Source organism: Arthrobacter sp. Y3221159, assembly GCF_059089885.1.
On sequence record NZ_JBNHFC010000017.1, the window covers coordinates 1 to 16,321 of the forward strand.

Below are 16,321 nucleotides of genomic sequence, written 5' to 3' on the forward strand. Positions count from 1 at the left end.
CAGTTCTAGCGGGCCAGCGCAGCGGTTGCGATGGCGGCGCCGGACTGTCTGGACGAGGGCATGAGGTGCGCGTACCGGGAGTCCGTGGTCAAGGTGGCGCAGGAACGCCGGACCGTTGCGGTATGCCGTCCACGCGGAGGCGGCCGGCAAACCGGATGCAGCCGCAACGTCCGTGCCGGTGCCTGCTTCCGGGACAGTGGGTGATTCCGAACCAGTGGCTGCTTCCGCTTCCGCTGCCCCCTCCGTGGCGGCGAGTAGAAATTCCTTGTCCAGGCGGGCCACCCTGGGCGGCACGGCAAGGCGGAGGACATCGCTGAGTGTTCCCGCGTACCGGGCGGCCACCGCGGCGGCAAGGTCCCGTACAGCGGGGGTCAGCACGGGAACCGGTGAAACCACCTTGCCCAGCGGCAGCAGGCTGGTCCCGGCGTCGGATTCCGCGAGCCGTTCCAGCAGGAACCCGGGCAGGTCCTGGCCGTTGAAGCTGACCTTCACCCGGACACCGGGTGAAGCTTCTTCGTCCATGCTGGCCGGGACCGCGTAATCGAAGGGCCGGTCCAGGTGCGGCAGCGAGGATTCCACCAGCACACGGGCCACCGGAAGGGTGGCAGCCAGGGGTACGCCGCCCGGCAGCTTCCTTGATGGAAAGCCTTGGAGCAGGGAAGGCTGCACGGCCTGTCCCCCTGCACTGGAAAGGGCAGAGCCCGGCTGGACGGACCGGTCACCAACCACTGCTGCCGCCTCCATTCAGTTCCCGTCCGGACATGGCAAGCCAAGCACCGGGCACTGACATTCGGGCTCCCGGCAATATGTCCTAGGCGTTGAAGAATGCTTTCAGCTCGTCCACACGGTCCAGCCGCTCCCAGGTGAAGTCGGGCTCGTCGCGGCCAAAGTGCCCGTGGGCTGCTGTCTTGGCGTAGATGGGCCGCTTCAGGTCAAGGGCGTCGATGATGGCGCGGGGGCGCAGGTCGAAGATTTCGGCGATTGCGGCGCTGATCTTGGCGGGGTCCACGGTTTCGGTGCCGAAGGTTTCCACGTACGTGCCCACCGGGCGGGCCTGTCCGATGGCGTAGGCGATCTGTATTTCCGCCCGTTTGGCAAGGCCGGCGGCCACCACGTTCTTGGCGACCCACCGCATGGCGTAGGCGGCGGAGCGGTCCACCTTGGACGGGTCCTTGCCCGAAAAGGCACCGCCGCCGTGGCGGGCCATGCCGCCATAGGTGTCCACGATGATCTTGCGCCCGGTCAGGCCGGCGTCACCCACAGGGCCGCCGATGACGAATTCCCCGGCCGGGTTCAGGATGTTTTTGGCACGGGAGATGTCCAGGTTCGCCCCGGCAAGAACAGGCTCGATGACCACTGCGGCGAGGTCGGCACGGAGCTGGTCCAGGCTTGCGCCTTCAGCATGCTGGCTGGAGATGACCACGGTTTCCACCGAAACCGGAAGATCGCCGTCATATCCTACGGTGACCTGGGTTTTGCCGTCCGGCCGCAGGTACGGCAGTTCGCCGGATTTCCGGACTTCGGTGAGCCGCTCGGAGAGGCGGTGCGCAAGCCAGATGGGCGTGGGCATGTACGAGGGCGTTTCGTCGCTGGCATAGCCGAACATCAGGCCCTGGTCGCCCGCACCCTGCAGGTCGTAATCGTCCTCCTGGCGCCCCTCGCGGGCCTCCAGGGAGTTGAATACGCCGCCGGCGATGTCATTGGACTGCTGGCCGATGGACACCGAAACGCCGCAGCGGGCGCCGTCGAATCCGTTCGCGGACGAGTCATAGCCGATGCCGAGAATGGTCTCCCGGACGATCTGCGGGATCTCCACATAGGCGTCGGTGGTGACCTCGCCTGCCACATGCACCAGGCCGGTGGTGGCCATGGTTTCCACGGCGACCCTGGATTCCGGATCTGCGGCCAGCAGGGCGTCCAGGATGGCGTCGCTGATCTGGTCGCAGATCTTGTCCGGGTGGCCCTCGGTGACCGACTCGGACGTGAAGAGCCGGAGCGCCGGGGGCGTGGCCGCGGAAGTCTGGGGAAGGTGCAGGGGTAAAGTCACTCAACTACCTTACTGGTTGGAGCACGTTGGCCCCGCGGGAGATGTCTTTCCGCGAAGCAAACGTGGCGCGGAACACTCAGGCCCGGGGTGAAACAGAGTTCAGTTCGAAACCGATGCGGTTGATGATGGCCTCGGAAACCTCTGCCTTGGTCCCCGACGCCTCCTGCGGTTCGGAGCCGGAACGGGCCAGGATGACCACGGAGTTGGTGTCCTGGCCAAACACCTTGTCCGAACCGACGTGGTTGACCACCAGGAGGTCGCAGCCCTTGCGCTGCAGCTTGGCCTCAGCGTATGCAAGGACGTCTCCCTGGCTGTCGCCGGTCTCGGCGGCGAATCCGACGATCAGCCGGTGCCGCCCTTCGTCCCCGGCGGCGTTCCGGACTTCAACCAGTTCATGCAGGATGTCGGGGTTGCGGACCAGTGTGATGACGGGATCGGCACTGTCATCGCGCTTCTTGATTTTGGTATTGGAGACCACGGCCGGCCGGAAGTCGGCGACGGCGGCGGACATAATGACGACGTCTGAATCCGCGGCCGCCGCCAACGCGGCCTCGCGCAGCTGGAGGGCCGTTTCGACCGTCACCACCTCAACGCCGGCGGGCGGCGGAACTTCCATGTGGGCAGCCAGCAGCCGGACAGTTGCCCCGGCGTTGCGGGCAGCCACGGCCAGGGCCACCCCCTGCTTCCCGGAGGACCGGTTGCCAAGGAACCGGACGGGATCCAGGGGTTCGCGGGTGCCGCCGGCGCTGATGGTGACGGTCCGGCCCGCCAGTGGCAGCTGGAAGTCGGTCTGCCCCTGGACCAGGGCCATGGCGGCGTCGAAAATGACCTGCGGTTCGGGCAGCCGCCCGGGGCCCGAATCGGCGCCCGTCAGCCGCCCGGTGGCAGGTTCCAGGACGGCTGCGCCCCGGCCGCGGAGGGTTTCCACGTTGGCGCGGGTGGCCGCATGCTGCCACATTTCGGTGTGCATGGCCGGGGCGAACAGGACCGGTCCGCGGGCCATGAGGAGCGTGTTGGTGAGGAGGTCGCCGGCCTGTCCTGTCGCGGCCTTGGCCAGGAGGTCGGCCGTGGCCGGTGCAACCACCACAAGGTCGGCCTCGTGGCCAAGGCGTACGTGGTTGACCTGGTGGACGTCATCGAAAACGCTGTTGCTGACCGGGTTCCCGGACAGTGCCTCCCAGGTGGCAGTCCCCACGAAGCGGGTGGACGCCTCCGTGGGAATGACGGTCACGTTGTGGCCGGCTTCAGTAAAAAGCCGGAGGAGCGATGCCACCTTGTAGGCGGCGATCCCTCCCCCGACTCCGAGGACTATGCGCACGTGACCTCCGTCAACAGCAAGTCAGTTCAGCGGCAAATTACTCTGCGGCTTCGATCGGCGTGGAAACCAGCTTGCCTTCGTTGATCTCGCGCAGGGCGATCGAGAGCGACTTCTCGTTCAGCTTGGTGTCGACCAGCGGGCCGACGTACTCGAAGAGGCCCTCGTGCAGCTGGGCGTAGTAAGCGTTGATCTGACGAGCACGCTTGGCACCGAAGATCACCAGGCCGTACTTGGAATCGGCTGCCTCGAGCAGCGAGTCGATCGGCGGGTTGATGATGCCTTCAAGGTTCGTGGACACGAATTCTCCAAATTCCTAGCGGGCTGACGGTTCCGGCAGATGCGGATGCGGGGTCAGCCCCATGAGTGAAACAAGCTCGTCCGCTGCCCGGCGGACGTCGTCATTGATGACGGTGTGGTCGAACTCCGGTTCAGCAGCAAGTTCCAGTTTAGCGGTTTCCAGGCGCCGCTGCTGTTCATCGGGCGTTTCGGTGCCGCGGCCCACCAGCCGGCGGACCATTTCGTCCCAGGTGGGCGGGGCCAGGAAGACAAACTGGGCGTCCGGCACGGCCGCCTTGACCTGCCGTGCACCCTGCAGGTCGATTTCCAGGAGCACGGAACGGCCCTCTGCGATGGCCTTGTCCACTGTGCTCTTCAGAGTGCCGTAGGTGTTCTGGCCGTGTACCACTGCCCATTCCAGCAGCTCGCCGTCTGCGATGAGCTGCTCGAACTCCTCCTTGGACTTGAAGAAGTAGTGGACGCCGTCCACTTCCCCGGGCCGTGGCGCCCTGGTGGTGGCCGAGACGGAAAGCCAGACCTCGGGGTAGTTGTCGCGGATGTAGGTGGACACGGTGCCTTTGCCAACAGCCGTCGGACCAGCGAGGACTGTCAGTCCAGGTTTCTTGCTCACGTATTCCTTTGCCGGAGTTCGGGGATGGGCGGGGTACGTGCCCGCCCTAATGCTCGTCTATAAAATCTACCAGCGCCCGGCGCTGGTGGACGCCCAGCCCGCGGACCCTGCGGGAGGTGGCAATGCCCAGCTGCTCCATGATGGCCGCCGCCCGGACCTTGCCGATTCCGGGCAGCGCCTCGAGAAGCTCGGAAACCCGCATCCGCGCCAGGGCGTCGTCCTCCATGGCGGAGTTGATGATGTCCTCAGCGGACCTCTTGCCGTTCTTCAGGCTTTCCTTGGCCGCGGCGCGGGCGGCCCTGGCGGCGGCTGCCTTGTTCAGGGCGTCAGCCCGTTCCGATGCGGTCAAAGGTCGCAGCACCATGGTGGACACCCCCGGATTCGGCGGATTCGTCCAAGGGCGGCCGCCCTTGAACCTGTCCCTGAAACTACCCTTTGGTGCGGCCTGAATCAATGCATCCAGGCAAACGGAACGTTATTCGCCGCGCAGTCCGTCCAGCGTCCTCAGGGCCGCGTCACGGAGGCCGCCAAGTCCCGGGCCGGCAGCGAGGATGTCCCGGCTGGAGGTCCCCAGCACCTGGGAATAGGCCGTTCCGAACGTTGCCCGGAGATCGGCCGGGGTGGCCCCTTGCGCGCCCAGTCCGGGGGCGAGGATGGGACCCCGCACTGCCGCAAGATCCATCCCAAGGTCAGCCAGGGCGCTGCCCACGGTTGCCCCGACCACCAGCCCGACGGAACCGAGCGCACCGGGGTAGCGGGTGTTCTCGGCAGCGGCGGCTCCGGCGATCCCGCGCGCTACGGACTCCGCTCCCCCGACGTGCTGGACGGACGGGCCCTCCGGGTTGGAGGTAAGGGCGAGGACGAAGACGCCCCGTCCGGTCTCCGCGGCCAGGTCCAGGGCCGGCCGGAGCGATTCAAAGCCCAGGTACGGGCTCAGGGTCACCGAGTCGGCTGCCAGCGGTGATCCGTCGCGCAGCCAAGCGTCCGCGTAGGCGGCCATGGTGGACCCGATGTCACCGCGCTTGGCGTCCGCAATCGTCAGCACCGACTCGTCGCGGGCAGCGGCGAGGAGCTCTTCCAGCACAGCCATGCCCGCCGAGCCGTGGCGCTCAAAGAGCGCCACCTGCGGCTTGACCGCGGCAGCGAGGGAAGCCACGGCCTCCAGGACGGTGAGCGAAAAGCTCCTCAGCCCGGCGGCGTCGTCGTCCAAGCCCCAACTCTTCAGCAGGGCAGGGTGCGGGTCAATCCCGACGCACAGCGGGCCGCGGGCGGCCATGGCGGCACCGAGCCGGGAGCCGAATGACTCCCGGCCGACGCCGGATACCTGCTCAGGCATTCTGCAGGGCCGCCTTCTGCGATTCCGCCAGGGCGGCGGCGTGCTCCTGCAGGCTGGTGACCGACCATTCATAGGTGCGCAGGGCCTCGATGGCCTGGACCGCCGCGTTGAACTCGGCCACCGTGGTGATGCAGGGAATGCCGATCGACGTGGCGGCGGCACGCAGCTCGTAGCCGTCGCTGCGGGCCTCGCCGCCGGACGGCGTGTTGAAGACCATGTCGATCTCGCCGGCTACCACCAGGTCGGCAATGGTGCCCTCGCCTTCGGCGCTGCTGCCTTCGGCAACCTTCCGGACCGGGGTGGCCTGGATGCCGTTGCGGCGCAGGACATCGGCGGTGCCGCCGGTGGAGACGATTTCGAAACCGAGGTCCGAGAGCCGCTTGACGCCCATGATGACGGAGCGCTTGTCCCGGTTGGCCACGGAGACGAAGACCTTGCCCTCCGTGGGCAGGGCGTTGTTGGCGCCGGCCTGGCTCTTGGCGAAGGCGGTGTCGAAGTGCTTGTCGATGCCCATGACTTCGCCGGTGGAACGCATTTCCGGGCCGAGGAGGGAATCCACGACCTTGCCTTCGGGGGTCCGGAAGCGGCTGAAGGGCAGGACTGCTTCCTTGACGGCCACCGGCGCGTCCAGGGGCAGCGTGGATCCGTCACCGGTTTCAGGCAGCATCTTGTAGGCGCTGCGGAGCTGGTTGATGGTCACGCCGGTGCCGATCAGGGCGGCGGCCTTGGCCATCTGGACGCCCGTTGCCTTGGACACGAACGGAACCGTGCGGGATGCGCGGGGGTTGGCTTCGAGGACGTACAGGACGTCCGAGGCCAGCGCGAACTGGATGTTGATCAGGCCCCGCACACCCACGCCCTCGGCGATGGCGCGGGTGGCCGTGCGCACCCGCTCGATGACGTTGCTGCCCAGCGTGATGGGCGGCAGGACGCAGGCGGAGTCGCCGGAGTGGATGCCGGCTTCCTCGATGTGCTCCATGATGCCGCCAAGGTACATGTCGGTGCCGTCGAAGAGGGCGTCGACGTCGATCTCGACGGCGTCCTCCAGGAAGCGGTCGATCAGGACCGGGTGGTCCGGGGTGATCTCGGTGGCGTTGGCGATGTAGCGGGAGAGGTTGGCCTCGTCGTAGACGATTTCCATGCCTCGGCCGCCCAGGACGTAGGACGGGCGCACCAGCACGGGGTAGCCGATTTCGTCCGCGATCTTCTTGGCGTCCTCGAAGGACACGGCGGTGCCGTTCTTCGGGGAGACGAGCCCTGCCTTGTCCAGGACCCGGGCAAACGCTCCGCGGTGCTCGGCCAGGTCGATGGCCTCCGGGGAGGTGCCGAGAATCGGAACCCCGGCGTCGGCGAGCTGCTGTGCAAGCTTCAGCGGTGTCTGGCCGCCGAGCTGGACGAACACGCCCATGACGCCCCCGGTCCGCTCTTCGGCCGCGATGACCTCCAGCACGTCCTCGAGCGTCAGCGGCTCAAAGTACAGGCGGGTGGAGACGTCGTAGTCGGTGGAGACGGTTTCCGGGTTGCAGTTGACCATGACGGTCTCGTAGCCGGCCTTGCGCAGTGCCATGGAGGCGTGCACGCAGGAGTAGTCGAACTCGATGCCCTGGCCGATCCGGTTGGGCCCGGAGCCCAGGATGAGGACGGACGGCTTGGAGTGCAGCGCCACCTCGTCCTCTTCGTCGTAAGCGGAGTAGTGGTACGGGGTGTAGGCGGCAAATTCGGCGGCGCAGGTGTCCACTGTCTTGTAGACCGGGCGGATGCCGAGGGCCTGCCGGACGCCACGGACCACGGCTTCGGAGTTGTGCGTGAGCGTTCCGATCTGCTCGTCCGAGAAGCCGTGGCGCTTGGCGCGCTGCAACATCTCCTTGGTGAGGGCGCCGGCCTGCCGGATTTCGCGGGAAATCTCGTTGAGCAGCTGGAGCTGGTCAAGGAACCACGGGTCGATCTTGGTGGCTTCGAACAGCTGCTCCACCGTGGCACCGCCCAGGAGGGCGCGCTGGACCTGGTGCAGGCGTTCGGTGGTGGGGCGCTTGGCCTTTTCGATGAGCTCCGGGACTTCCCATTCGGGAACGCTGCTGAAGTCCAGCTGCGAGCCCTTCTGCTCGAGGGAGCGCAGGGCCTTCTGCAGGGCTTCGGTGAAGTTGCGGCCCATGGCCATCGCTTCGCCCACCGACTTCATGGTGGTGGTCAGCGTGTTGTCCGCTGCGGGGAACTTCTCGAACGCGAACCGGGGCACCTTGACCACAACGTAGTCAAGGGTGGGCTCGAAGGACGCCGGGGTCTTCTGGGTGATGTCGTTCGGGATCTCGTCCAGGGTGTAGCCGAGCGAGAGCTTGGTGGCGATCTTGGCGATGGCGAAGCCGGTGGCCTTGGACGCCAGGGCGGACGAACGGGACACCCGGGGGTTCATTTCGATGACCACCACGCGGCCGGTGGCGGGGTCGATGGCGAACTGGATGTTGCAGCCGCCTGTGTCCACGCCCACTTCGCGGATGACGGCGATGGCGACGTCGCGCAGCTTCTGGTACTCGCGGTCCGTCAGGGTCAGCGCTGGGGCCACGGTGATGGAGTCGCCGGTGTGGACGCCGACCGGATCGAAGTTCTCGATGGAGCAGACCACAACCACGTTGTCGTTCTTGTCCCGCATCATCTCGAGCTCGTATTCCTTCCAGCCCAGGATGCTCTCTTCGAGCAGGACCTCGCTGGTGGGGCTGTACTGCAGGCCCTGGCCGACGATGCGGCGCAGGTCCTCCTCGTCGTAGGCCAGGCCGGAGCCCAGGCCGCCCATGGTGAAGGAGGGGCGGACCACCATGGGGTAGCCGAGATCCTCGGCGGCCTTGAAGGCCTCGTCCATGGTGTGGATGATGTGGCTGCGCGCGGACTCGGCGCCGCAACGCTCCACCACGCCCTTGAACTTCTCACGGTCCTCGCCGAGTTCGATGGCGGCGATGTTGGCGCCGATGAGCTCCACGTTGTACTTCTCGAGCACGCCGTTCTTGTCCAGCGCGATGGCCGTGTTCAGGGCCGTCTGCCCGCCCAGGGTGGGCAGGACGGCGTCCGGACGCTCCTTGGCGATGATCTTCTCCACCACCTCGGGGGTGATGGGTTCGACGTAGGTGGCGTCGGCGAACTCGGGGTCCGTCATGATGGTGGCGGGGTTGGAGTTCACCAGGATGACCCGCAGGCCCTCCTCTTTGAGGACGCGCAGGGCCTGCGTGCCGGAGTAGTCGAACTCGGCCGCCTGGCCGATGACGATGGGTCCGGATCCGATGACCAGGACGCTCTTAAGGTCTGTTCTCTTGGGCATTACTTCTTGTCCTCAGTCTTGTTGGTGCCCTGCTGCGGGGCGGCGTCGCGGTCGATCGGGTTGTGCACGGAGTCCACGGGCTCCTTGGACAGGTTGGCGGTGCGGCCGTCCCGGGTTCCCTCCATCAGTTCGATGAAGCGGTCGAAGAGGTAGGCGGCGTCGTGCGGGCCGGCTGCGGCTTCGGGGTGGTACTGGACGGAGAACGCGGGGATGTCCAGGCAGGCGAGGCCTTCGACGACGTCGTCGTTGAGGCTGACGTGGCTGACCTCAACGCGGCCGTAGCGCTCCTCCGGAGCCTGGGTGGCGCCGTCGAGCGGGGCGTCCACGGCAAAGCCGTGGTTCTGGGACGTGATCTCCACCTTGCCCGTGCGGCGGTCCATGACGGGCTGGTTGATGCCGCGGTGGCCGTAGCGGAGCTTGTAGGTGCCGAAGCCGAGCGCGCGGCCCAGGATCTGGTTGCCGAAGCAGATGCCGAAGTAGGGCAGCTTTTCATCCAGGACGGAGCGGAGCAGCTTGACCTGCGTTTCGGCTGTGGCGGGATCGCCGGGGCCGTTGGACATGAAGAAGCCGTCCGGGTTCACGGCCTTGACGTCCTCAAGGGTGGCGGTGGCCGGCAGGACGTGGACCCGGACGCCGCGTTCGGCGAACCGTACCGGGGTCATGGCCTTGATGCCGAGGTCGACCGCGGCGATGGTGAAACGGGGTTCGCCATCCCAGCCGTGGTCCTTGGGTTCCACGACGTACGCCTCGTCCACGCTGACTTCCTCGGCCAGGCGGGCGCCTTCCATGGGTGCGCTGGCCAGGACCGCGTCAAGGAGTTCCTTGTCGGTTGCCTGGGCTGCCTCGCCGGAGAAGATGCCGGCCCGCATGGTTTTGTGCTCCCGCAGGTGGCGGGTGATGGCGCGCGTGTCCACGCCCTGGATGCCGACGATCCCCTGCTCCACGAGTTCATCGTCGAGGGAGCGTTCGGACCGCCAGTTGGACGGCCGGCGTGCGGCATCCCTGACGATGTAGCCCGCCACCCAGATGCGGCGGGACTCGGCGTCCTCGCTGTTGACGCCGGTGTTGCCGATATGCGGGGCGGTCTGGACCACCAGCTGCCGCGCGTAGGAGGGGTCCGTGATGGTTTCCTGGTACCCGGTCATGCCGGTGGCGAAAACCGCTTCGCCCAGCGCCGTTCCGGTGGCGCCGTAGCTGGTTCCGCGGAAGATGCGGCCGTCTTCGAGGACGAGGGCTGCCGGAGCGGAGGTAGTTGCTGTCACTGTATTCGCTTTCACTGCTGGGTCTGTGGCTGCTGGCGTGTTTGCTGCGGGCGTATCCGTCACTGTCTTACTTTCCACTGTTGGCACCTGCGGCCGGGGCTGAGGAGATTAATTCCTGGAGTGCTGCGTAGAGCGTGTCCTTGTCCGCGGCGCGGCGGGTGCGGAACCCGGTGTCCAGCTCGTGGGAGCCGTGCAGCCAGGTCAGCACCAGCAGCCCGTCCTTCTCGACGAACTTTCCGGCCATCCCGCTGTCCTGCCGGACGCCGCCGAGCGCGGCCGCGGGAATGTACAGCGCCGGGGCACCGGAGCGGTCGAAAAGGACGCCGTGGGGGTACACCGAGAGGGTGGCGTTGGTCCGGATGCCCAGGCCGTGCACGGCGATCCGGTCCAGCCAGTCGCCGCCGGTGGTGGTGGCAACGTACTGGCCCTCGGCTGTGGTGAGCGGTTCGCCGGGTGCCGCGGGCACGGGAGGCAGCTGTTCGACGTCGGACTGGCGCTTCAGGCGGTTCCGCCAGCCGATGGCGAGCAGGACGAAGACGACGGCGACGACCGCCAGCATCGCCAGTCCGGGGAGGATTTTGTCCATCAGGCGGCGCCTGCCGGAGCGGTTGCGTACGGGTACGGTGCGTTCAGTTCGCCGTCCAGGACGGTGGGGTGCCCCTTGAAGAACGTGGCCACCACCTTGCCGGGCAGTTCGCGGCCCTTGAATGGCGAGTTCCGTCCCATGGTGGCCATCCGGTACGGGTCCACGGTCCAGCGTGCCGCCGGGTCCACCAGGATGAGGTTGGCGGGCTCCCCTGCTTCCAGGGGACGGCCCTGGTCGCCCAGGCGACCGATCCTGGCCGGCGCGGTGGAGGTGACGCGGGCGAAGTCGGCCCAGGTCATCAGGCCCGTTTCGATCATGGTGTGCTGCACCACGGACAGGGCTGTTTCCAGCCCGGTCATGCCCATGGCGGCCTGCGCCCACTCGCATTCCTTGTGCTCGCTGGGGTGCGGGGCGTGGTCGGTACCCACGACGTCGATGGTGCCGTCGGCCAGCCCCGCACGCAAGGCCTGGACGTCGGCGTCGGTACGCAGCGGCGGGTTGACCTTGAAGACAGGATCGTAGCTGCGGACCAGGTCGTCCGTGAGCAGCAGGTGGTGCGGCGTGACCTCGGCGGTGACGTCAATCCCGCGTTCCTTGGCCCAGCGGATGATCTCCACCGATCCGGCCGTTGACACGTGGCAGACGTGCAGGCGGGAGCCCACGTGCTGGGCGAGCAGGACGTCGCGGGCGATGATGCTTTCCTCGGCGACGGCGGGCCATCCGGTCAGTCCGAGGACTGCGGAAACTTCGCCCTCGTTCATCTGGGCACCGGCGGTCAGGCGGGGTTCCTGCGCGTGCTGGGCAACGACGCCGTCGAACGCCTTGACGTATTCCAGGGCGCGGCGCATCAGCACGGGGTCGTGGACGCAGATGCCGTCGTCGGAGAACATCCGCACCCGGGCACGGGAGTCTGCCATGGCACCGAGTTCGGCGAGCTGCTCGCCGGCGAGGCCCACGGTGACGGCGCCAACCGGGCGCACGTCCACCCAGCCGGCGGTGCGGCCGAGGCTGTAGACCTGCTCCACCACTCCGGCGGTGTCCGCCACGGGGGTGCTGTTCGCCATCGCGTGCACGGCGGTGTAGCCGCCAAGTGCCGCGGCGCGGGTTCCCGTTTCCACGGTCTCCGCGTCTTCCCGGCCCGGCTCGCGAAGGTGCGTGTGCACATCCACCATGCCGGGCAGGGCCACCAGGCCTGCTGCGTCAATAACTCTTGCATCGCCGGCGGACAGGCCGGTCCCGGTTTCGGCAATGACGCCATCCCGGATCAGCAGGTCCGCCGGTTCGCCGCCCAGGATCGAGGCGCCGCGGATCAGATAGGTTCCGGTGTTGCCTGCCATCAGTTGCTCTCCTTGGTATGGGCGGTGCCGGCCGTGGCCAGGACCGGTTGGGCTGGTTCACGGGTGTCCCCGGAGAGCAGCAGGTACAGGGCGGCCATCCGCACGGACACGCCGTTGCGGACCTGGGCCAGGACGGTGGACCGGGGCGAATCGGCGGCGGCCGCGGAAATCTCCAGGCCGCGGTTCATGGGGCCCGGGTGCATGATGATGGTGTCCTTCATGCCGAGGCGGTCCAGCGCCCGCAGGCGGTTGTCGTCGAAGCCCCAGCGCCTCGAGTATTCGCGGGTGCTGGGGAAGAACGACGCGTTCATCCGTTCACCCTGGACCCGGAGCATCATGACGGCGTCCACGCCCTGCGCCAGCGTGTCGTCCAGGTCGTAACTGACTTTGCAGGGCCATTTTTCGATGCCGATGGGCAGCAAGGTGGGCGGTGCCACCAGCGTGACGTCTGCCCCGAGCGTACGCAGGAGCCAGACGTTGGAGCGGGCCACCCTGGAATGCAGGACGTCGCCGGCGATGGCCACGCGCATCCCTTTCAGGTCGGCGCCCTCCGAGCCCGTGCCGGACAGCCGCGCCCAGTGCCGGCGCATGGTGAACGCATCCAGCAGTGCCTGCGTGGGGTGCTCGTGGGTGCCGTCGCCGGCGTTGATGACGGCGGCGTCGATCCAGTCCGTAGCGGCCAGCCGGTGCGGGGCACCCGATGCCCAGTGACGGATGACGACGGCGTCCGCGCCCATCGCGGAAAGGGTTTGGGCCGTGTCCTTCAGGGACTCGCCCTTTGACACCGATGATCCCTTGGCTGCGAAGTTGATGACGTCGGCGGAGAGTCGCTTGGCAGCGGCTTCGAACGAGATACGGGTGCGGGTGGAGTCTTCGAAAAAGAGGTTCACCACCGTGCGGCCGCGCAGCGCGGGCAGCTTCTTGACTTCCCGGTCGCCCACGGCTGCCATCTCCTCGGCGGTGTCCAGGATGCTGATGGCGTTGGAACGGCTAAGGTCCTGGGTGGAGAGCAGGTGCTTCACGAGCCGCCTTCGATCACTACTTCGTTGGTGGGGGTGCCGCCGGGGGGTGTGTCCGTTTCTTCGAGCCGGACCCGGACCTTCTCGGAGGAGGACGTGGGCAGGTTCTTGCCCACATGGTCGGCGCGGATAGGCAGTTCACGGTGGCCGCGGTCGATCAGCACAGCCAGCCGGACAATGCGGGGACGGCCCAGGTCGATGAGTGCGTCCAGGGCGGCGCGGATGGTGCGCCCCGAGTAGAGGACGTCGTCGATCAGCACCACAACTTTGTTGTCGATGCCGGTGCGCGGAAGCTTGGTGGGATAGGGCGGCCGGGTTCCCTGGTGCGAGAGGTCGTCCCGGAACATGGTGACGTCGAGCTGGCCAACGATGGCGGCAGCGTCAACGGAGCTGTCCGCAGCGGCGATTTTTCCCGCGAGCCGGACTGCCAGCGGGTAGCCGCGGCGCGGGATGCCCAGCAGGACCAGGTCCTTGGACCCCTTGTTGGCCTCGAGGATCTCATGGGCGATACGAGTGAGGGCACGGTCAATGTCAGCCGAATTCAGGACTGTCCTGGCTGGAACCGGTGCGCTGGTGACAGAAGTCAACGCTCGTCTCCCCTTTCCCCGCCTCACAGGACGGAATTAAAAAAGGATCATGTGCGGTTCCAAAATTACCACACGGCGTCCCGCTGGCCGGTCCCGGCAGAACGCGGTGATGGTCACATCCGGGGCCGCCGCGGCGGGAGGATCCTTGGATGGGTGGCGCGGTACACCTAGGCTTTCGGGTATGTCGACGCATCCCCGCCAGCCATCGCCCGGGTGGCCCGAAGATCCGTACTCCGGCCCGGCCTCCCCGCTCCCCCGCCAGGCCAACCCCAGCTGGATGGGACACGTGCAGCCCGAAAACTACCGGCCTGCGCCGGGGCACCAGGGCAGGCCGGTGGAGGCAGTGCTGCCGCCCCAGGTGCAGGGAACCGCGCTGAGGTCGGCGCGGACCAGCGGAGGACTGCTCGGGCTGACGGTGGCCGGCGGCGCCCTCGCGTTCCTCAGCCTGTTCCTGGTGGTGCCGTTCCTGCTGTCCAATACAGGTGCTGCCGGCTTCCTGATCGGGTTCCTGGCCTCGCTGCTGCCGCTCTCGGTGGTGCTGCTGGCGGTCTATGTGATCGACAAGTGGGAGCCCGAGCCGAAGCGGCTGCTCTTCTTCGCCTTCACGTGGGGCGCTGCCGTGTCCATCGCCGCCACCCTCCTGATCCAGCCCTTCTTCGTCCTGGCCTTCCAGTTTTCGGATGTCCCAGACCTACAGACCTACATGGCCACCGTCCAGGCGCCCATCGTGGAGGAATTCGCCAAGTCCCTGGGCCTGCTCCTGCTGCTCCTCCTGGCCCGGCGGCATTTCGACGGGCCGGTGGACGGGGTGGTCTTCGCGTTCACGATTGCCGGCGGGTTCGCGTTCACCGAGAACATCCTCTACTTCGGCCGGGCCATCGCCGAATCGGCGAGCCCGGCCAGCGAGTTCGCCCAGGTGTTCTTCCTGCGGGGCGTCATGTCGCCCTTTGCCCATGCCATCTTCACGGGCACTACCGGGCTGATCATGGGCTTCGCAGCCCGCCGCTGGCATGCGGGGGCTTCGGTGGCGGCCTTTGTTGTGGGGCTGCTGCCGGCCATGTTCCTGCACAACCGCTGGAACAGCATGGGCCAGGGTTTCCTGCTGGACTACATCGTTGTCCAGGTGCCCATTTTCTTCCTTGCCGTGGCGGGAATTGTCCTGCTGCGCGTCGCCGAGAAGAGGCTGACGCGGCAGCGGCTGCTGGAATATTCCGCTGCCGGCTGGTTCACACCTGCCGAGGTGGAACTCCTGGCCACACTCGGGGGGCGCCGCACCGTACTGAACTGGGCCGGCAGCTACGGCCGGAAACGGCAGATGAAGGAATTCCTGAAGGCTGCCACCCGGCTTGCCAACACCCGCCAGCGGATCCTCAGCGGACGCGATGTGCAGCTGCACCAGGCGGAGGAACGGCAGCAGCTGCAGCAGATCCTGGCCCTGCGTGCGGCGGTGGCCTCGTAAGGCAGGCACGAACCACGGCGGATTAAAGCGGAAGGGCCGGCTCCCACCATCGTGGGAGCCGGCCCTTCCGGCATGTTTCGCCCGGCGCTGCTGCTAGGCAAGCAGCGACGGCTTCAGCTGCTGCAGGCGGCCCAGGAGTCCGTTGATGAACTGGGGCGACTCGTCGGTGGACAGCGTCTTGGCAAGCGCCACGGCTTCGCTGACCGCCACGCCATCCGGCACGTCGTCGTTGTAGAGCAGCTCCCAGGTGCCGATCCGCAGGATGGCCCGGTCCACGGACGGCATCCGTTCCAGGCTCCAGCCCTGGGAATAGGTCTCCAGGAACTCATCGATCGCGGCCTGCTGGGACACCACGCCCTCGACGATTTCCACGGTGTACGGATTGACGATCTGGTCCGTCTTTTCCCGGCGCGCCCGCAGGACGTCGAAGGGTGAGACAGAGCGCTGCTCGGCCTCGAAAAGAACATCCAGTGCCCTGCTGCGGGCTTTACCGCGTGCGCTCACTACTCAGTGACCCGGCCGAGGTAGCTGCCGTCGCGGGTGTCCACCTTGACCTTGGTGTTGTTCTCGATGAAGAGCGGGACCTGGATCTCGTAGCCGGTTTCCAGCGTGGCGGGCTTGGTGCCTGCCGAGGAGCGGTCGCCCTGCAGGCCCGGCTCGGTGTAGGTGATTTCCAGCACGACGCTCGGGGGCAGTTCGATGTACAGCGGGGTGCCGTCGTGGATGGCGATGTTGACCATCTGGTTTTCGAGCATGAAGTTGGTGGCGTCGCCCACGGTGGCACCGGAGACCGTGATCTGGTCGTAGTCGGAGGTGTCCATGAACACGAAGTCAGCACCGTCCTGGTAGAGGTACTGGTAATCGCGGCGGTCCACGGTGGCGGTCTCGATCTTGAGGCCGGCGTTGAACGTCTTGTCCACAACCTTGCCGGACATCACGTTCCGCATCTTGGTCCGCACGAAGGCGCCACCCTTGCCCGGCTTGACGTGCTGGAATTCGATGACGTTCCAGAGCTGGCCCTCGAGCTTAAGGACCGTTCCGTTCTTGATGTCGTTAGTGGTTGCCACTGGTTTCCTCTGGTTTCTCTGTCTGGCTGGATGGTCAGACGTTCTATGCCGGCCGGGCAAGCCAGGTGGCCCGCCGGCGCGTGTTTGTC

16 protein-coding genes are annotated in these 16,321 nt (G+C 67.0%); 1 reads left to right on the forward strand and 15 read right to left on the reverse strand.

The annotated features are described in order from the left end of the window. The 13 genes from AC5RT3_RS16235 to pyrR form a co-directional block, all read right to left on the reverse strand. The coding region (locus AC5RT3_RS16235; protein WP_494124660.1) for a primosomal protein N' family DNA-binding protein at positions 1-744 on the reverse strand (744 nt) is incomplete at its 3' end. 67 nt (positions 745-811) lie between these two features. Beyond that, positions 812-2,047, reverse strand: coding sequence for a methionine adenosyltransferase (metK, locus tag AC5RT3_RS16240; protein WP_494053648.1), 1,236 nt, complete (start codon positions 2,045-2,047; stop codon positions 812-814). 76 nt (positions 2,048-2,123) lie between these two features. After that, entirely contained in the window at positions 2,124-3,365 is a 1,242-nt protein-coding gene (coaBC, locus tag AC5RT3_RS16245) for a bifunctional phosphopantothenoylcysteine decarboxylase/phosphopantothenate--cysteine ligase CoaBC (protein WP_494124661.1), read from the reverse strand. 37 nt (positions 3,366-3,402) lie between these two features. Beyond that, positions 3,403-3,663, reverse strand: a complete 261-nt coding sequence (gene rpoZ / locus AC5RT3_RS16250) for a DNA-directed RNA polymerase subunit omega (protein ID WP_003800778.1) — start codon at positions 3,661-3,663, stop codon at positions 3,403-3,405. A gap of 15 nt (positions 3,664-3,678) precedes the next feature. Next, positions 3,679-4,272 carry a guanylate kinase gene (gene gmk, locus AC5RT3_RS16255; protein WP_494009248.1) on the reverse strand — a complete coding sequence of 198 codons (594 nt, stop codon included), beginning with the start codon at positions 4,270-4,272 and terminating at the stop codon, positions 3,679-3,681. 46 nt (positions 4,273-4,318) lie between these two features. Beyond that, positions 4,319-4,636 (reverse strand): integration host factor, actinobacterial type, encoded by a 318-nt coding sequence (gene mihF / locus AC5RT3_RS16260; protein WP_494124662.1) that lies wholly within the window; start codon positions 4,634-4,636, stop codon positions 4,319-4,321. 111 nt (positions 4,637-4,747) lie between these two features. After that, positions 4,748-5,608, reverse strand: a complete 861-nt coding sequence (gene pyrF / locus AC5RT3_RS16265) for an orotidine-5'-phosphate decarboxylase (protein WP_494124663.1) — start codon at positions 5,606-5,608, stop codon at positions 4,748-4,750. Next, positions 5,601-8,915, reverse strand: a complete 3,315-nt coding sequence (gene carB, locus AC5RT3_RS16270) for a carbamoyl-phosphate synthase large subunit (protein ID WP_494124664.1) — start codon at positions 8,913-8,915, stop codon at positions 5,601-5,603. The genes pyrF and carB overlap by 8 nt, the downstream gene beginning before the upstream one ends. Continuing rightward, a complete protein-coding gene (gene carA, locus AC5RT3_RS16275) occupies positions 8,915-10,264 on the reverse strand; it encodes a glutamine-hydrolyzing carbamoyl-phosphate synthase small subunit (RefSeq protein WP_494124665.1) in 1,350 nt (449 codons plus the stop codon). Before carA ends, carB begins: the two co-directional genes overlap by 1 nt. Next, positions 10,245-10,763 (reverse strand): PH-like domain-containing protein, encoded by a 519-nt coding sequence (locus AC5RT3_RS16280; protein WP_494124666.1) that lies wholly within the window; start codon positions 10,761-10,763, stop codon positions 10,245-10,247. The genes carA and AC5RT3_RS16280 overlap by 20 nt, the downstream gene beginning before the upstream one ends. Continuing rightward, complete coding sequence (locus AC5RT3_RS16285; RefSeq protein ID WP_494053643.1) at positions 10,763-12,100, reverse strand: dihydroorotase; 1,338 nt, start codon at positions 12,098-12,100, stop codon at positions 10,763-10,765. Before AC5RT3_RS16285 ends, AC5RT3_RS16280 begins: the two co-directional genes overlap by 1 nt. Next, positions 12,100-13,122, reverse strand: a complete 1,023-nt coding sequence (locus AC5RT3_RS16290) for an aspartate carbamoyltransferase catalytic subunit (protein ID WP_494053642.1) — start codon at positions 13,120-13,122, stop codon at positions 12,100-12,102. Before AC5RT3_RS16290 ends, AC5RT3_RS16285 begins: the two co-directional genes overlap by 1 nt. Continuing rightward, positions 13,119-13,706 carry a bifunctional pyr operon transcriptional regulator/uracil phosphoribosyltransferase PyrR gene (gene pyrR, locus AC5RT3_RS16295; protein ID WP_494053641.1) on the reverse strand — a complete coding sequence of 196 codons (588 nt, stop codon included), beginning with the start codon at positions 13,704-13,706 and terminating at the stop codon, positions 13,119-13,121. The genes AC5RT3_RS16290 and pyrR overlap by 4 nt, the downstream gene beginning before the upstream one ends. 181 nt (positions 13,707-13,887) lie before the next feature. Here pyrR and AC5RT3_RS16300 point away from each other — a divergent pair, with 181 nt between their 5' ends. Beyond that, positions 13,888-15,165, forward strand: coding sequence for a PrsW family intramembrane metalloprotease (locus tag AC5RT3_RS16300; protein WP_494053640.1), 1,278 nt, complete (start codon positions 13,888-13,890; stop codon positions 15,163-15,165). A gap of 93 nt (positions 15,166-15,258) precedes the next feature. Here AC5RT3_RS16300 and nusB read toward each other — a convergent pair whose 3' ends face one another. Next, positions 15,259-15,669: a transcription antitermination factor NusB gene (gene nusB / locus AC5RT3_RS16305; RefSeq protein WP_133347200.1), complete on the reverse strand. Its 411-nt coding sequence runs from the start codon at positions 15,667-15,669 to the stop codon at positions 15,259-15,261. After that, on the reverse strand, positions 15,669-16,232 hold the full coding sequence (efp, locus tag AC5RT3_RS16310) for an elongation factor P (RefSeq protein WP_043454411.1): 564 nt from the start codon (positions 16,230-16,232) through the stop codon (positions 15,669-15,671). Before efp ends, nusB begins: the two co-directional genes overlap by 1 nt. Positions 16,233-16,321 lie beyond the last annotated feature (89 nt).

What these genes read in the sequence shown, in the direction of transcription:
- mihF (WP_494124662.1), bottom strand. Translation starts at nt 4,636, where the DNA reads ATGGTGCTGCGACCTTTGACCGCATCGGAACGGGCTGACGCCCTGAAC.
- AC5RT3_RS16300 (WP_494053640.1), top strand. Translation starts at nt 13,888, where the DNA reads ATGTCGACGCATCCCCGCCAGCCATCGCCCGGGTGGCCCGAAGATCCG.
- pyrF (WP_494124663.1), bottom strand. Translation starts at nt 5,608, where the DNA reads ATGCCTGAGCAGGTATCCGGCGTCGGCCGGGAGTCATTCGGCTCCCGG.
- AC5RT3_RS16280 (WP_494124666.1), bottom strand. Translation starts at nt 10,763, where the DNA reads ATGGACAAAATCCTCCCCGGACTGGCGATGCTGGCGGTCGTCGCCGTC.
- AC5RT3_RS16285 (WP_494053643.1), bottom strand. Translation starts at nt 12,100, where the DNA reads ATGGCAGGCAACACCGGAACCTATCTGATCCGCGGCGCCTCGATCCTG.
- carB (WP_494124664.1), bottom strand. Translation starts at nt 8,915, where the DNA reads ATGCCCAAGAGAACAGACCTTAAGAGCGTCCTGGTCATCGGATCCGGA.